This is a genomic window from Paenibacillus sp. JT31N11, assembly GCF_056269285.1.
In genome coordinates this window covers 450,506-467,110 of record NZ_JBWDNQ010000003.1, presented here as the reverse complement: position 1 = coordinate 467,110, position 16,605 = coordinate 450,506, and the positions used below count along the sequence as shown (strand labels likewise).

Below are 16,605 nucleotides of genomic sequence, written 5' to 3'. Positions count from 1 at the left end.
CTTTCGTTAAGAAGGGTCATTTTCCTTCCCTTATCAATATTTTCTTAATATCCTGCAAGTATTGTCGAATCTCATCATTGATTATACCATATAAAGGTAAATTACCTTGTATTTACATTCACTTTTAATTCTGCTATTCCAATCCCGTAAAATCCAGCTGCCGGAATGCCTCATAAATAATAATTGCCGCCGAATTCGACAAATTCAGCGAACGGACCTTGTCCGTCATCGGAATTCTCATACCCGTTTGCGGATAAGCATCCAGAATCGATGAAGGCAGCCCCTTGGTCTCTTTGCCGAAAACAAAAAAATCGCCATCCCGGAACGTATGATCCGAATAACGGGTATGAGTCCGCGTGCTGGCGCAAAAAAATCGGCCTTCCGGAAATAACTCCGTCAGTTCGTCAAATGAATCATGATAATGAACCTTTACCGCATGCCAATAATCCAGCCCTGCTCGCTTCAAGGTCCGGTCATCCGTATTGAAACCCAGCGGACGCACCAGATGCAAATGTGTGCCCGTAGCAGCGCATGTTCGGGCAATATTGCCTGTGTTAGCCGGAATCTCCGGCTCGACAAGCACGATGTGAAAAGCCATTATAATTTCCCCTTTCAATTTTACAATTATCTTACGACTTCCAAACATTTAACACAGGGTTTACGTAGCCTTAATCTTATGAGAAATGTTACTTGTCATAATGGAGGCATAACGTGAGTAAAGGAGAACAGGACGATGAAGAAGAAAATTTTAGTCGTTGATGACGAACCTTCCATCTCCAAGTTGATCGAATTTAATTTGAAATTGGCTGGCTATGACGTGCGCTGTGTCCAAGATGGCGAAGCCGTTTTTGACATATTAAAACCATTCCGACCCGATCTGATCGTACTCGATCTGATGCTGCCCAAAATGGACGGCATTCAGGTCTGCCGCGAGCTCCGCAAGCAGAACAACGCGGTTCCGATCGTGATGCTGACGGCACTGCAGGATGTGACCGACAAGATCACGGGCCTTGACAATGGCGCAGACGATTACATGACCAAGCCTTTCTCGCCGCAAGAGCTGCTATCCCGTATACAAGCCGTTTTCCGCCGTACCCTGGTCCTGCCGGGCGCTAGCGAGAACGTTGTACATGAGATCGGCCAGCTGACTGTATTCACAGAGCAGCGTGAGGTTCAAAAGGATGGCAAAAGCATTGATTTAACACCCAAGGAGTTTGAGCTGCTGCTGTTTCTTTGCCGCCATCGCGGAAAAGTGCTCAGCCGCCAGCAACTTCTCTATGGCGTATGGGATTATCATTTTCTCGGTGACACGCGGATCGTTGACGTCCATGTCAGCCATCTTCGCGACAAAATCGAGAAAAATGCGCGGACGCCTGAGTACATTATGACAGTACGCAATGTAGGCTACAAGCTGACCGGCCCAAGCGCTATGGAAAACCTTCACCAAACAGCAGATTAATCCTTGCATAACAATAGACCGCCCCATCTTCGACATCGTACGAAGAATCGGGCGGTCTATTTATTTATGCCATCAGGTTTATGCCCTATTCCTTAGCCGTTACGCTTCTGGAAGTCGCTCATAAACTCGGCCAGTGCTCTGCAGCTCTCTACCGGCACGGCATTATAGGTGGATGCCCGAAGGCCGCCCACGCTGCGATGGCCCTTCAGACCTACGAAACCATGCTGCTCCGATTCCTGGACGAAGCGCTTCTCCAGTTCTTCGGTATGGATCCGGAATGTGATATTCATATCCGAGCGGCTGGACGGGTCTGCGAATCCCCGGTAAAATCCGCCGCTTTGGTCGATTCTATCATAAATCAGTTTGGTTTTGTCGCGGTTGATCTGTTCGATGGCCGCAACGCCGCCTTTGCCCTTTACCCATTTGAGCATAAGCCCGGCCAGATAGACCGAGAAGGATGGCGGTGTATTATAAAGGGAATTATTTTTGACATGGGTATCATAACGCAGCATGGTCGGAACACTCTTGGGACTTGCAGCGACCAAATCCTCCCGGGCGATTACAATGGTTACCCCGGATGGACCCAAATTCTTCTGCGCCCCTGCATAAATCATTCCAAACTGGCTCACATTCACCGGACGGCTCATAATATCGCTGGACATATCTCCAATCAGCGTCAGATCGCCGGTCTCTGGAAAAGCTTTATACTGCGTCCCCTCTATCGTTTCGTTGGAGGTAACATGCAGATAAGCCGCATTAGCCGGAATCTGGATGGTGGACAAATCCGGAATCCGGTTAAACTTGTCCGTTTCCGAGGAGGCAGCCACCGCTGTCTCTCCAAACAGCTGCGCTTCCTTGATCGCCTTCTCCGCCCAGCTTCCTGTCATCACATAAGCCCCAACCTTGCCTGCCGGAAGCAAATTCATCGGTACCATGGCAAATTGCGTGCTTGCTCCGCCTTGCAGAAGCAATACTTTATAGGAATCCGGTATCCCTAATAATTCGCGAAGCAGCGATTGCGCCTCATTATGAACCTCTTCATAGATCGCGCTGCGATGCGACATTTCCATAATCGACATGCCTGAATCTGCAAAATTGATAAATTCCTCTTGCCCCTGCTGCAGTACTTCCAGCGGCAGCGCAGCCGGTCCTGCATTGAAATTATATGCGCGTTTGGTCACCCTTACCCACTCCAGTCTTCTTTTCACATATGGCTAACTATAACAAGTTTGAGGATTGGCATCAAGTAAAATAGTCACAAGAAGAACCGGCTAACGCCACCTATTTGCGGCGCAGCCTCCTTCATAAATATAAGCAACATACCGTGGAAGCTTAGGCTTCCTTCTATGTTGAAAAAATGACTCTCCTCTTGGGAGGAACGTATATTCATCTCTCTGTTTCCCCTTAATTCGGAAACAAGTCAGACATAAAAACGAACCCTCCACGTCGGAAGGGTTCGTGATCGAAATAAGTGCGTAATGATTAGCTGATTAGCAGTCGAAATACAGGCTATACTCGTGTGGATGAACACGGATGGATACAGCTTTAGCTTCCTGGCGTTTGAATGCTACGTAGTTCTCAACGAAGTCTTTGGAGAACACGCCGCCTTCTGTCAGGAATTCGGAATCGGCTTCCAAAGCGTCAAGCGCTTCGTCAAGCGTTCCCGGTACCGAACGGATTTCTTTCTTCTCTTCATCAGACAGCTCATAGATGTTTTTGTCGAAAGGACCATAACCGAGAGCGACTGGATCGATTTTGCGTTTGATGCCGTCAAGTCCTGCAAGCAGCATAGCTGCGAAGCAGAGGTATGGGTTAGCCGTGGAATCCGGTGTACGGAATTCAATACGACAGCCTTTAGGCGTTACAGCTGCAACCGGAATACGGATCGCTGCGGAACGGTTACCTTTGGAGAATACCAGATTGACCGGAGCTTCGTATCCAGGAACGAGTCGTTTGAACGAGTTCGTCGATGGGTTGGACAATGCGATCAGCGCTGGAGCATGGTGCAGAATTCCGCCGATGTAGTGCATGGCCATCGGGCTCAGGTTTGCATAAGCACCTTTCTCATAGAACAACGGTGAATCGCCGTTGAAGATGGATTGGTGAACGTGCATCCCGCTTCCGTTATCGCCAAACAGCGGTTTCGGCATAAATGTAGCTACTTTGCCGCTCATGCGGGCTACGTTGTGCACGATGTATTTGTACTTCATCAGGTTGTCTGCAGTTTTGGTCAGCGTGTCGAAGCGGAAGTTGATTTCTGCTTGGCCTGCTGTGGCAACTTCATGGTGATGACGCTCGACGCGAAGGCCGGTTTCCTGCATCAAACGAACCATTTCGCTGCGGATATCCTGCTGTGAATCAACCGGAGCAACCGGAACATAACCGCCTTTAACGCCAACTTTGAACGCCAGGTTGCCGCCTTCTTCCTTGCGGTTGGTGTTCCATGCCGCTTCTTCGGAGTCCACGAAGTATGAAGAAGAGTTCATGGAGCTTTCGTAGCGAACATCGTCGAAAATGAAGAATTCGGATTCCGGTGCGAAGAATGCCGCCGTACCTACTCCGGATTTTTTCAGAAACTCTTCCGCTTTGTGCGCAATGCTGCGCGGATCGCGGTCATAACGTTCGCCGTCAGGCGTATGAATATTACACATGATGTTCAGCGTCGGATGCTCCGTAAAGGGGTCCACATAGGCAGTTTCCGTGTCAGGCATCATCACCATATCGGATTCTTCAATACCGCGGAAGCCCGGGATCGAAGAACCGTCGAATGCGACGCCATTCTCGAAAGTTTCCTCTTCTACTTCTGTCGAAGGAAGCGTAATGTGATGAGCGCGACCAGATAAATCGACAAAACGGAAATCGACAAACTGAATCTCGTTTTCTTTAATAGTGTTTAATACATTTTGTGCTGACATTTGAAAATTTCCTCCATTTCCGAACGTTTGCTTAGTATTGAACCTTGAATGTTCAATTTTTCACCGAAACCATGAGGTAATTATAGAATTAAGCCTAGCACCCGTCAATACTTATGTCAGATATTTTTAACGCATTTGTCAGGTATCTTCACACATTTGTTGGAATGTTTTCAATAAGACGATTGACACATAAGAATAAACGGAAAATGCTGTCATTTGCCGGCGGATTCAGGTTCTTCTTGTATGAAAAACAAGCCAATCCTAACCTGCTTTTTTCATTTCAAAAAAGCTGCAGATGCCTTGCTTGGCAAGGTTCAGCAGCTTCCATTACTTTCCTTGATATGCCAGCTTAGTCTAGCTTAGATCTTCCAGCTGGAGAAGTAGTCGGCAGGCTCTTTGGGAGTGTCAAATTTCTTTCCGACCAGATTCCCAAGCTGTTCCAGCTCCTTCAGGAGGTTGGCGAATTGATCCGGGAACAGCGATTGAACGCCGTCCCCTGTCATCGAGTTGTCAGGATCGGTATGCATCTCGATAATCAGGCCGTTAGCGCCAGCTGCAACCGATGCCTTGGCCATCGGTTCGACCAGCTCACGCCGCCCTGTGCCGTGGCTCGGATCAGATATGACCGGCAGATGGCTTAGCTGCTGCAGCACGGGGATGGCCGCCAGATCAAGCGTATTGCGCGTGTAGGATTCGAACGTGCGGATTCCCCGTTCGCAAAGCATAACGTTCGGATTTCCGCCTGCCAGGATGTATTCGGCGGCATTAAGCAATTCGTCGTAGGTAGCGCTGAATCCCCGCTTGAGCAGAACAGGCGTCTTGATCGTGCCGAGCTTGCGCAAAAGGTCGAAATTTTGCATATTGCGTGTTCCTATTTGTAAAATATCCGCATATTCTGCACAGACATCCACATATTCCGGTGTCATAACTTCCGTGATCGTCAGCAGACCATGCCTCCTGCCTGCTTCCGCCATCATTACAAGCCCCTCAACGCCTACACCTTGAAAGCTGTATGGCCCAGTACGCGGCTTGAATGCGCCACCGCGAAGGATCTGTCCGCCTGCCGCTTTTACCAAACGGGCGATTTCATCAATCTGCTCCGGGGATTCAACCGCGCAGGGACCGCCCATAATGGCCAGATGCTCGCCGCCGATCTTAACGCCCTTAATTTCAATAATGGTATCGTCCGGATGAAAATCCCGGCTTGCCAATTTATAGGATTTTGAAATCTTAATTACATTCTCTACACCCTGCATTTGGCGCAAATGCTCCGCCAGCGTAGGCTCGGCTTTTCCGATAATTCCGATCACAGTACGATCCACTCCTCTGGATACATGTGCCTGCACGCCTGTCTTCTCGATATGCTCGACGATTTCACTAATCCGCTCTTCTGTAACATGGCTGTTTGTAATGACGATCATAAGTTACCCCTTTTCCCGCTTCAACGCGTGTTCGCTTTTATGCTTTTAAGCTTTTATGCTTTTAATCGCTAAAGTAAATATACATGAATGTGCCGGCCCCGTCAAGAGGCCGGCACATTCAAAATCAAATTTCCGAAATCGGCTTGGACTCCAATTGCACCCGTTTCAATTTGCGCTTCTCGCGGCGCTTGTTGGCGAAATGCTGCAGAGCGAACCTGATCGGGAAATAGAAAATAGCTCCCAGCAATATGCCATCAATAATGCCGCCTACGATGAGCTTCAAATTCACCAGTAGAAAATGATTGACTATGCTAGGGAGGAATTGAATCTCTATCCTTATCTCCTTGGGCAGCACCCATGCTCCGACCATTTTATTGATGAAGGCCACCGGAATAAATATAATCTTCCCGACGACAAAGCCGACCAACGCGCCAGCGAAGCTTGCCCTCAGCCAGTAAATCAGTGGAAAAATAAGAAAGAAGGCAAGTCCGTAGGTAGGCAATGTAAACATTTCAACAGCCATTCCGATTGAAAATCCCAAAGCTACGAAAGAAGGGCCGCCTGGAGCCCTCAACAGCTGCGTATACTTAAGCTTCAGCCAACGTTTGATCGAGCGCGGTTTTCGCGATGCAATCATGGGGGTAGCGCTCTTTTTAATCATACAGAAGTCTTCGTTCTGAGCCTTGGCAATAATTTATCGATATTAACGGTTCGCCGCGCTTCCCAAGTTTTGTCGTCTGATTCGTCGTACTGCTCCAGGTAAGCAATAACTTCCTTCGTAATTGGCGTGGGCGTGGAAGCGCCTGAGGTCACAGCCACTCTTGTCTTGCCTTTGAGCCATGTTGTATCGATCTCCGTTACGTCAGATACCCGATATGCCTTCACCCCGGCGATTTCCTCCGACACCTGCGCCAATCGGTTGGAGTTATTGCTTCGCGGATCACCAACCACGATACAAAGTTCAGCCTGGCCCGCCTGTTCCGCCACGGCTTCCTGTCTGACCTGTGTGGCGAGGCAAATTTCATTATGAATTTCCGCCGTCGGGAATTTGGCAATCAGCTTGCTTATAATATGTTTAATATCCCATTGCGACATCGTTGTCTGGTTCGTTATGATAATGCGCCCGGTCTGCAGGTTCAGAAGATCGATCTCTTCCTCTCTCTCGATCAAATGAACATGATCCGGTGCAATTCCGATGGCCCCTTCCGGTTCCGGATGAGCCTTCTTGCCGATATAGATGATCTCATACCCTTCGGCGACTTTCTCGCGGATCAGGACATGGGTTTTGGTCACATCCGGGCATGTCGCATCAACGACCGTAAGCCCTCTGTCACGCGCGCGTTCCCGAACCTCCGGAGAAACGCCGTGAGCGGTGAAAATGACCGTTCCACTCTCGATTTGCTCGAGAATCTCCATGCGGTTCTCGCCATCGAGCGTGATGACGCCTTCCCGCTCGAATGCGTCGGTCACATGACTGTTGTGAACAATCATGCCCAAAATATATATGGGGCGCGGCAGTTCCAGGTTTTGAGCGGTCTTGAGCGCCAGCACCATGGCATCGACTACGCCATAGCAATATCCCCTTGGTGAAATTTTGACAATTTCCATACCGTACACCTGCCTTCTTTCCTCAAGCTCAAAAAGAAACGGCTGTCGTCGTCCATAGACGGCGCAGCAAGCACTTCCTTCAAAAGACGGTTTCGCTCTATTATACCTGATTCGGCTTGTCGAGGAAAGCAATTGGCAGCCATACAATAAAGGTCGTTCCTTCGCCTTCGCGGGTCGATACCTCAACGGATCCGCTGTGTTCATCGATAATCCACTTGGCGATTGACAATCCAAGCCCCGTTCCGGTTGTTTCACCCCGGGATTCATCCGCGCGATAGAAGCGTTCGAATATATGGGGGATAGCCTTGCTGTCCATGCCTATGCCGGTATCTCTGATGACAACCCCTGCCTGATTGGAGGCCCGAACCGCGCTGATTTCGACATAACCGGCCGGTGTGTACTTGAACGCATTTTCGACAAAAATAAAAAACAGCTGGCGAAGAAAGTCGGCATGTCCCGCTACTTCCACCCCATCAAGAGGCATCAAATTGCCGATCCGCCACTCTGCCGTGCGCGGCAGCAGCTGGGCCCGGCGGGCCACATCCTCTACGAGCGGAAGCAGCGGCTGAATCGTTTTCTCCATCTCATAGCCTGCATCCGCACGGGCGAGCGCCAGCAAGTCGTTCACAAGACTGGACATGCGCTTGGCTTCACCGGCAATATCCTGCATCGCCTCCCGGCTCAGCGCAATACGCTGCGCGTCGCTCTGCAGGCGGTCCAGCGCCGCTTCTGCCTCAACAGGGCTATCCGCTGCCTGCGCGGCTTCCAGTGCCGGAAGCCACATCCGCTCCAGCAGCTCGATATTGCCGCGGATGGTCGTGAGCGGGGTGCGCAGCTCATGTGAGGCGTCCGAAACAAAGCGGCGCTGCGCTTTATAGGCATCATCAAGCACGTTATAGGTGGTCTCCAGCCGGACCAACATATTGTTTAAGGTATCCGTCAGCCGGCCCATCTCGTCATTAGGCGCTTCCCGCGGAATCCGGACGCTGAGATCGGAGCTGTGCTGGATTTTGTTGCTGGCCTGGATGACATTCTCAATCGGCCTCAAAGCCTGACGGGCAAGGAACAGCCCTACCGTAAAGGCAATCAGCAGGGCAACGATAGAGGAGAAGACCAGAATCGTCCGCAGATTGCTGAGAAGCGCCTCTTCACGGCCGGAGTAGGCCGCTACCTGGAGCAGGCCAACCAGCGTGTTGCCGGTGCTGTATAACGGCTGCTGATACACCAGGAACGGATTCCCTGAAACATCGATATCTTCGTAGTAGCCTACCTTCCCCTGCATCTCTTCGCTCCTGGGGAAAGGCAGTTTCATGGAAATCGTTGATAAATTCGCAGATTGTGCCGCTATCTGGTCACCGTTGGTGTAATTGATCAGCTGAATATACAATTGATTATCGATCAAAGCGCCACCATTGACACCTAAATCCATTCCATTGAAATTAATGTTCTTTACAAGCTTGGCCGTCTGATTATTGATCCGGCCTCTCATATCGCTGTAGGCGTTATAATTGACAAAGAAGTAAATCGCCACTCCGAATGCAATCAGTGTCGCTGCGAGCACAACGGAATACCAAAGGGTCAGTTTCAACCGAATCGTCATTTCGGTCAGCCTCCTTCTCCTCTGAGCACATAACCCGTTCCCCGAACAGTCTGAATAAGCCGTTTGTCGGTCTTATCCTCGGTTTTCTGTCTGAGCATTGCGATGTACACTTCAAGTACGTTGGATTCCCCGCTGTAATCGTATCCCCATATTTTATCCATAATTGCATCGCGTGTGAGCACGCGGCGCGGATTTTGCATAAACAGCAGCAGCAGATCAAATTCCTTGGCCGTCAAATCGATTCTCCGGCCGGAACGGATGGCTTCGCGCGAATCCAGATCCAGCGTCAAATCCTCATACTGCAGACGGGTTGAGGAATCCTCAAGCTTGTCGGATTTGCGCCGCAGCAGCGCCCGGACCCGGGCCAGCAGCTCCTCAAGCGCGAAGGGTTTGACCAGATAATCGTCCGCTCCCGTATCCAGTCCCTTCACCCGGTCCTGAATATCGTCCTTGGCCGTCAGCATCAGGATAGGCACGCTGCTTCCGCCTTCACGCACCCGGCGGCATACCTCCCAGCCGTCGATCTGCGGCATCATCACATCGAGAATCAGCAAATTGGGGTCGCTGGTCAGCATTAATTTGAGACCCTCCAGGCCATTATTCGCCGTCACCACTTCGTAGCCCTCGAAGGCGAGGCTTCTGCGGAGCAGGGATGTAATCTTCTCATCGTCATCTACAACCAATATATGCGGTCTCATCTTATTTCCCCCGTCAATTGATAATCGCTTTGTGTTTTATTCCAACTAATAGTATAACGCAGATGGTTATCAAAACGTAAGAATGCATGATGAATATGGAAAAAGACTATTTTACAAAAATGGTCATAAAAAAGACGCAAGGCAGCTCATTTCACTGCCTGCGTCTTTTTTCAAGTAGGATTATTGTTCGCCGGTGAATTGAAACTCGTTCTTATCGCCGATTGTTACTTTCAAATCCATCGTCTTGCCATTGCGGATAATGTTCAGCGTCGCTTCATCGCCCACTTTTTTCTTTTGAATCTGGGCAATCAAGTCCTCGCGAGTTTTATATTTGGTGCCGTCAAGTCCTGTGATCACATCATATTGTCTCAAGTCCGCCTCGTAAGCCGGCGATTTGTAGTAAACATTGGAGACAATCGATCCATCTTTGCTGCTCAGTCCAAGCTGCTTGGCGATCGAGTCTGTAATTTCGGCCAGCTCCGCTCCAATGAACGGCACCGGCGCTTTTGGAATCTCCTTGTTGGACTTCAGGGTTTCCAGATTCTCCTTGATCGTGCTCGTCGGAATCGCGAATCCGATGCCTTGTGCCTGAGAGCTGACGGCCGTATTGATTCCCACGACTTCACCTTCCAGATTAATCAGCGGTCCGCCGGAGTTGCCCGGATTAATGGAAGCGTCGGTTTGCAGCAGATGCTCATAGTTGCGTGTACCTTCCGTATCCTGAATGCTGATCGGACGTTCCTTGGCGCTGAGAACTCCCACGGTTACGGTGTGATCGAAGCCGTATGGGTTACCGATAGCTACAACCCAGTCACCGATGTCAATGGAATCGGAATCGCCTATAGGAAGCGTCGGGAAGTTGGTTCCTTCCACTTTCAGAACAGCCAAATCAAGATTATAGTCGGAGCCGAGTTTTTTGGCCACCAGCGGTTCTGCGCGGCCCTGAACCGTGACTTTAATTTCGTCTGCATCTCCTACGACATGCTGATTGGTCAAAATGTAGCCGGTAGAGTCGAAGAAGAAGCCGGTTCCCAGACCTTCCGGCGTCAGATCGCCGCTGCCCCCGCCTTGATCGGTGCCGCCGCCCTGGCCGTTCTCATCCGGGGCTCCGCCGAATTGATCTCCGAAGAACTGGCGCAGGAAGTCATCATTCAGTCCGCCGCCCTGGGAAGCGCTCTGCTTCACGAAGGTTTCGATTTTGACGACAGCCGGGCTTGCCTGTTCGAAGATTTGCGCAATATTGTTTGGGCGGACCACATCGGCTGCCGTCGATACTTTGCCGTCATCACCGGATTTCGTGACTGCCGCCGCTGCCTGGTTGGATGCAGGAGACAGGGCTGTCTGCGCCCCGGTGAACCAGTTCTGCGTATCCGCGGCAAACATCAATGCTCCGACCGCGACCACGCCGACCATGAACGATGCGAAAATCGCCTTGAATGAAGTGCGGCGCTTTTCCTTAACCTGCCAGCCGCCTCTGGCCGACTGTGTCGGCGCGAACGCGCGCAGCTGCTGCGGAGGCGTCATTTCCACCGGTTGGCTGTCCGGGATGGATGAACCGGGAATGTTATTCTGGTCTTGGGTGCTCATCGATTCTTCTGATTGCTCCGAGTTGTTTGCTTTGAAAGGGCCGTAGGAATAATAATAGGAAGAAGACTTCGGTCCTGACGATGGCGCCGGCTCATCCGCAGCTTGCGGTTGAAACGGCTCAGCGTCATTTTCTCGCTCCCCGTTATTGCGCTCCTTGTTGTCTTCATCTCTGCGCGGTTGAAAGAAATCGTCGAAAGAATTCTTTTTGTTCTGATCGTCCATGTATATCTCCTCCTAAGTATAATGGTTCCCCATGATAGCTATTATTAGGTTGCGGCTTATCGTCTTAAGACTATTTTGCACAATCTACCTTAAATCAAACTTAAAAATCATATAAAAGGAAATAAAAAAACCGGATCATCTAGGTATAAATAGACGCTCCGGACTTTTTTTAATCGTTTTTTAATCGTTTAATGGGGAAACAGCTGCTCAACCTCGCCCAGCACATGCTTCGCCTTGTCGATCCATTTGGAATCAATTTCGGCATCGGGATCTGTCGGGCCCTGAAATTGATTGATCAGGCCTCCCATCACCCGCGGCACGGTATCTTCATCCAGCCCCTCATTGTAAACATGCCTGAGCACAAACGGCTGCCCTATCTTGATCCGGGCATGATTATCATCCGATTCGCTGTCTACGTTGCCGCTGACCACGACGAAGGGAAGCCGCAGCCATACTTTATGCGCTTCATCGAGAAAACGGTCAAATGAACCGCCCTCATAGCTCCAGCTGCCGCCAAGCGCAAATTCATGCTCCTCCAGCGCGTTCTTCATCTGGCTAAATTCATGCTCGCGGGATTCCAGTTTGGATGAAAGTGGGATCATAAGGGTTGCATTCTCCTTTTGATATAGGTTAATGCCTTTACAATGCCCGCCGATTCCCTCTTTTATCCCGTCTTCACCCAACCCTTGCGGTGCGCAAGCACAGCCAGCTGAGTCCGGTCCTCGAGCTCGCATTTCATCAGCAGATTGCTGACATGGGTTTTAACCGTCTTGATGCTGATATGCAGCTCTTCGGCGATTTCTTTATTGGCGCGCCCTTCCGCAATCAACAGCAGCACTTCCTTCTCCCGCTCGGTCAGTCCCTCGTCCTCTCCCTGCGTGGTTGTCCGCTGGCGCAGGCCGCGGGTCAGTGCCTGCGACACATCCGCCGTCATAACGGGCATCCCTTTGACCGCCCCGCTGATGGCATAGATCAGCTCTTCTGCGGACACGGTCTTGAGCACATAGCTGACTGCCCCGGCTTCAACGGCCGCGACCACTTTCTCGTCCTCCAGAAAGCTCGTCAGCATGACGATTTTCATCTCCGGAAACTCTTTCATAATAGCGCCTGTAGCCTCGACGCCATCCATAATCGGCATCATCAGATCCATAAGTATAAGATCGGGACGTTCCTCCGCACTCAACCCGCGCAGCAGCTTCAGCGCTTCAGCGCCGTTGGCAGCCTCCGCGACCACGTCAAATTTGGACTCCAGCATTAAGTAAGTGCGAAGTCCTGCACGCACCATGTCATGATCGTCCACGATCATAATTTTCCATTGATTACTCGAGTTCATCCGGACCGGCTCCTTTATTCACATAATTCGGCAGCGTCACGCGCACCCGTGTTCCACTTCCCGGCTTGCTGATAATTGAGGTATCCCCGCCAAGCTTGTTGGAGCGTTCCCGCATCGTCGATAAGCCGTATGATCCCCGCTTCACCATATCGGCCCGAAAGCCTGCTCCATCGTCCTGCAGTGTCATCACAATTTGCCGTTCTGTCTCGGCAAGAGTAAGGAAAGCCGTCTGCGCCCCCGCATGCTTCACAATATTGGCCATTGCCTCCTGAATAATCAGGAACAGCTGATGCTCCTTGGCCTCGGAAAGCTTCTCCTTGATCCGCCATTCCAGAACGCCCTGCAGAGCGTTCTGGCGGCAATAATCGGGAAACCATTTGTCGAGCGCTTCCTGAAGCGAACGGCCTTCAAGCTCCATGGGCCGCAGCTGGGCGATAAAGCCCCTCATTTGCTTCTGTGCCAGCGACGACATCGAGATAAGCTGCTCCATAACGGAAGCAGCACGCTCCTGGTTTATTTCCAGCAGCTTGGGCAGGGATGAGGCCGACATATGAATAGCAAACAATTGCTGGCTGACAGTATCATGCAGATCACGGGCCAGACGCTTGCGCTCTTCAAGTACGGCAGCTTCATTGGAAGCAGCCTCGCGCATGACCTGCTCCTCGCCTGTTTGCTGGATGAGCTGCGTCCGCTGATCAAGCGATTCCAGCATATCGTTGAATTCCCGAAATACAGCCGTAAAATTACGAGCTCCCTCCTCCGGCAGCCTTGCCGTGTAATTGCCATGCGATGCTTGTTTCAGCCCCAGATGGAGGATATCCATCCGCCGCTGAATCCGCTGGGCCGCCCAATAGCCGAAGCCAGCGCTGATAAGCAGGAATAACGCCGTAATACCGATCCAAAGGTCATTGTTATTGACCTTTGGATCGGCAATTTTACTGCCAATATTCCATAAAAGCACTGAGATCGAGGAGGCGGCCGCGAACATCAGAATCATGTCCCATTTGCTGTTTCGAAACAATCTCACCATCATATGCGGAATCAACCTACCTTTGTCACGCGAACATCACCGATAAAGGTGCTGACGACAAGCTTGATTTTTTTATCTGTTTCCTGGAAATACGCCGTTTCTACATTCATATTTTTGAAAATCCCTCCCTCTTTGCGGTCGAGCACGGCAACGTCCCCGATAAAAGCGCTCGAGATCACATTGCAACCGACTTCAAAATCATTGGGCAAAAACACCTTTACATCGCCAATAAATGAAGAAATATTGATTTTGGTTACGCCGAACGGGATCTGCGCTTTGGTCAGGTCCAACACCGTATCACCGATAAAATGGGAGATATTCATCGGTTTTAATTCCCAGTAATCCTGCCCGACGTATATATCTCCGATAAAACCGGAGCGATTCTGCGCATTCGGATCCTGATTCCACCACTCAACCCGGTCATGCCGCTCGCTGTCCCGTCCGTGATGACGATGCACCCGGTGGGCGCGATGCTCCATGCGCTCACGCAGCCGTTCGGCTTTCCTCGCCCACCGCTCCATCTTCTCATGGTAATACTGCTGTTCATGCGGATTCCTGGGCCCCTCATAATCTCTGCCGGGATCAGTGCCAGGCTCGCTGCCTGGGTTGGCGCCGTTACCGCTCTGCGCACCCGGGCCGAAGGGATCGGGCGGCGTCTGCCCCTGCTGCGGGGCCGGATTCTTGGTTAGATCAAATGTGGACTTCGGCTCGGCCGGCTTGGTCGGATCCGGATGAAGCGGCGGCGCGGGAGGAACCGGCCGATCGCTTGGCGGGTAATTATAGGCTTTCCAATCATCCGGTGGGGTCGGCTTCTCCTTTGGCTTGGGCTTCACAATGAGACGGATGCCGACCAGTATGATCACGAAGGGAACCGCGTAGCGGATCAGCTCTCCCATCGACCAATTGAACCAGTTCAGATTCCGCCCGAGGAAGACAAAGCCGACGATCATAATAATGGCGCCGCCCCAGGAGCCTCCGCCGCTCGTCCGGTGCTTGACCAGCTCCTGTAAACCAAAAATCAGCAGCAGGACGGGCCAGAAAACTTTGAAAACATCCCCTAGATCAAAGTTCACGACGCCGCCTTGATCAAGCAGCAGCGCTATCCCGATGACTACAATGAACAGTCCCCACATCATTCGGCCTAAAAAATTTCCATTCATGAGCGCCTTCAGCTCCAATCGCTATTCTCAAGTTTGTATACCCAGTATAACGTAAGGTTTTTATCGCTAAAAGGGTCTCCCGATTGAAGCTTCACTACGACCAGAGACCGAGGCCTGTTTGAGGAGCGAAAGCTATGTGTGATCTCTCATCACTTCCTGCGTTGACATGATTGACACGGCGCTTATATAATGATGAACGGACCAGGAGTTAGAGATAAAACCTTACATGAAATTTATAGACAGGAGATGAAAGTATGGATGTGGCCACACTGTCCAAGGGGCTTGACACCATTTGGGTGGTCCTGACGGCGGCCATGATACTGCTTATGGAGGGCGGCTTCGCTTTGCTTGAGGCCGGGTTTGTCAGGCAGAAAAATGCAGTCAGCATTATAATGAAAGTATTCGTCGATATTACGTTCGGCGCCTTAATTTTTTATTTTATCGGCTTCGCACTTATGTATGGCAAAGATGCCGGCGGCTTCATCGGCACCACCGGATTCATGCTGGGCGGGGACCTGTCCCACATCAGCCTGAATATTACCCATGACACATACTGGCTGTTTCAATGCGCATTTGTTATCGCGGTCATTTCCATTGTATCCGGGGCCGTAGCGGAACGAATCCATTTTCGGGCCTATATCTTATATACCATTGCAATGACCGGTCTGATTTATCCGCTGGCCGGGCACTGGGTATGGTCCGTCGGCGGATGGCTGGGCAAGCTCGGTATGATCGATTTTGCAGGCTCAGCCGTCATTCACGCGCTTGGCGGCTTTTCGGCTCTGGCCGCAGCGATTTTCATCGGTCCGCGAATCGGCAAATTCACAGCGGACGGCAAAAGCAATATTGTTCCCCCGTCCAATTTGCCGCTGGCATCCGTAGGCGCCTTTATTCTCTGGTTCGGCTGGTTCGGCTTTAATTCCGGCAGCACCTTGAGCGCCACCAACGGCTCCATCGGGCATATCGCCGTCACTACGATGCTGGCGGCCTCCGCAGGCGGCGCGGCCTGTATCTTGTTCACCATGTTCCGCTATAAGAAAGCCGACCCTCCCATGGTGATCAATGGTTCCCTGGCAGGTCTTGTCGGGATTACGGCTGGCTGCTCGTTCGTGTCCGACCAGGCGGCTATCCTCATCGGAGCATTTTGCGGCGTCATGATGGTGCTGGCTACTGAATTTCTGGAAAGCAGACGGGTTGACGATCCCGTTGGGGCTTTTGCTGTTCACGGAATCAGCGGAAGTCTGGGAGCGCTTGCCGTCGGCCTGTTTGCCAAGCCGGAGCTGACCAAAGGAATCGGCCAGGAATATTACGGGCTGTTCTATGGAGGCGGCTGGCATTTGCTTGGCGTTCAAGCTCTTGGACTGGTCATCATCAGCCTATGGGGCTTTGCCCTGACCTGGGGTTCTCTCTGGCTGATCAAACGGGTTATGCCGGTACGCGTCTCCAAGGATGAAGAACTGATCGGCCTCGATGTAGGCATCCACGGTGTTCCAGCCTATAATCAGGATCATGATTTCCTCGACCTGGAGCTTCTCAAAGCCAGAAAATAGATATGAAGTCAAAGGATAAGCC

Annotated in this window: 15 protein-coding genes; 2 read left to right on the top strand and 13 right to left on the bottom strand. The window is 51.2% G+C overall.

The annotated features are described in order from the left end of the window. Nucleotides 1-133 precede the first annotated feature (133 nt). On the bottom strand, nucleotides 134-598 hold the full coding sequence (gene trmL / locus AC0YNV_RS14705; protein WP_475768728.1) for a tRNA (uridine(34)/cytosine(34)/5-carboxymethylaminomethyluridine(34)-2'-O)-methyltransferase TrmL: 465 nt from the start codon (nucleotides 596-598) through the stop codon (nucleotides 134-136). Between the two features lie 135 nt (nucleotides 599-733). Between trmL and AC0YNV_RS14700 the strand changes: the two genes are divergently transcribed. After that, nucleotides 734-1,459 (top strand): response regulator, encoded by a 726-nt coding sequence (locus AC0YNV_RS14700; RefSeq protein WP_210038469.1) that lies wholly within the window; start codon nucleotides 734-736, stop codon nucleotides 1,457-1,459. 92 nt (nucleotides 1,460-1,551) lie between these two features. Here AC0YNV_RS14700 and serC read toward each other — a convergent pair whose 3' ends face one another. The 12 genes from serC to liaF form a co-directional block, all read right to left on the bottom strand. Next, complete coding sequence (gene serC, locus AC0YNV_RS14695) at nucleotides 1,552-2,640, bottom strand: 3-phosphoserine/phosphohydroxythreonine transaminase (protein WP_475768727.1); 1,089 nt, start codon at nucleotides 2,638-2,640, stop codon at nucleotides 1,552-1,554. 309 nt (nucleotides 2,641-2,949) lie between these two features. Next, on the bottom strand, nucleotides 2,950-4,374 hold the full coding sequence (gene glnA, locus AC0YNV_RS14690; protein ID WP_210038467.1) for a type I glutamate--ammonia ligase: 1,425 nt from the start codon (nucleotides 4,372-4,374) through the stop codon (nucleotides 2,950-2,952). A gap of 359 nt (nucleotides 4,375-4,733) precedes the next feature. Then, nucleotides 4,734-5,795 (bottom strand): 3-deoxy-7-phosphoheptulonate synthase, encoded by a 1,062-nt coding sequence (gene aroF / locus AC0YNV_RS14685; protein WP_475768726.1) that lies wholly within the window; start codon nucleotides 5,793-5,795, stop codon nucleotides 4,734-4,736. Nucleotides 5,796-5,919: 124 nt separating this feature from the next. After that, nucleotides 5,920-6,432, bottom strand: a complete 513-nt coding sequence (locus AC0YNV_RS14680) for a DUF2062 domain-containing protein (protein ID WP_475768725.1) — start codon at nucleotides 6,430-6,432, stop codon at nucleotides 5,920-5,922. Nucleotides 6,433-6,452: 20 nt separating this feature from the next. Next, nucleotides 6,453-7,403: a 4-hydroxy-3-methylbut-2-enyl diphosphate reductase gene (locus AC0YNV_RS14675; protein ID WP_475768724.1), complete on the bottom strand. Its 951-nt coding sequence runs from the start codon at nucleotides 7,401-7,403 to the stop codon at nucleotides 6,453-6,455. A 100-nt stretch (nucleotides 7,404-7,503) separates the two neighbouring features. After that, complete coding sequence (locus AC0YNV_RS14670) at nucleotides 7,504-9,003, bottom strand: sensor histidine kinase (protein WP_475768723.1); 1,500 nt, start codon at nucleotides 9,001-9,003, stop codon at nucleotides 7,504-7,506. A gap of 5 nt (nucleotides 9,004-9,008) precedes the next feature. Next, entirely contained in the window at nucleotides 9,009-9,701 is a 693-nt protein-coding gene (locus AC0YNV_RS14665; protein ID WP_210038463.1) for a response regulator transcription factor, read from the bottom strand. A gap of 180 nt (nucleotides 9,702-9,881) precedes the next feature. Then, entirely contained in the window at nucleotides 9,882-11,510 is a 1,629-nt protein-coding gene (locus AC0YNV_RS14660; protein ID WP_475768722.1) for a S1C family serine protease, read from the bottom strand. Between the two features lie 188 nt (nucleotides 11,511-11,698). Then, nucleotides 11,699-12,112 (bottom strand): YugN family protein, encoded by a 414-nt coding sequence (locus AC0YNV_RS14655; protein ID WP_475768721.1) that lies wholly within the window; start codon nucleotides 12,110-12,112, stop codon nucleotides 11,699-11,701. A 62-nt stretch (nucleotides 12,113-12,174) separates the two neighbouring features. Continuing rightward, the gene (locus AC0YNV_RS14650; protein WP_210038460.1) at nucleotides 12,175-12,843 is read right to left on the bottom strand and encodes a response regulator; all 669 of its coding nucleotides are present in this window, start codon (nucleotides 12,841-12,843) and stop codon (nucleotides 12,175-12,177) included. Beyond that, the gene (locus AC0YNV_RS14645) at nucleotides 12,830-13,876 is read right to left on the bottom strand and encodes a sensor histidine kinase (protein WP_210038459.1); all 1,047 of its coding nucleotides are present in this window, start codon (nucleotides 13,874-13,876) and stop codon (nucleotides 12,830-12,832) included. Before AC0YNV_RS14645 ends, AC0YNV_RS14650 begins: the two co-directional genes overlap by 14 nt. Nucleotides 13,877-13,884: 8 nt before the next feature. Continuing rightward, nucleotides 13,885-15,033 (bottom strand): cell wall-active antibiotics response protein LiaF, encoded by a 1,149-nt coding sequence (liaF, locus tag AC0YNV_RS14640; RefSeq protein WP_475768720.1) that lies wholly within the window; start codon nucleotides 15,031-15,033, stop codon nucleotides 13,885-13,887. A 254-nt stretch (nucleotides 15,034-15,287) separates the two neighbouring features. On the opposite strand from liaF, the gene AC0YNV_RS14635 reads away from it, so the two are divergent. Continuing rightward, on the top strand, nucleotides 15,288-16,583 hold the full coding sequence (locus AC0YNV_RS14635; protein ID WP_475768719.1) for an ammonium transporter: 1,296 nt from the start codon (nucleotides 15,288-15,290) through the stop codon (nucleotides 16,581-16,583). The last annotated feature ends 22 nt before the right edge of the window (nucleotides 16,584-16,605 follow it).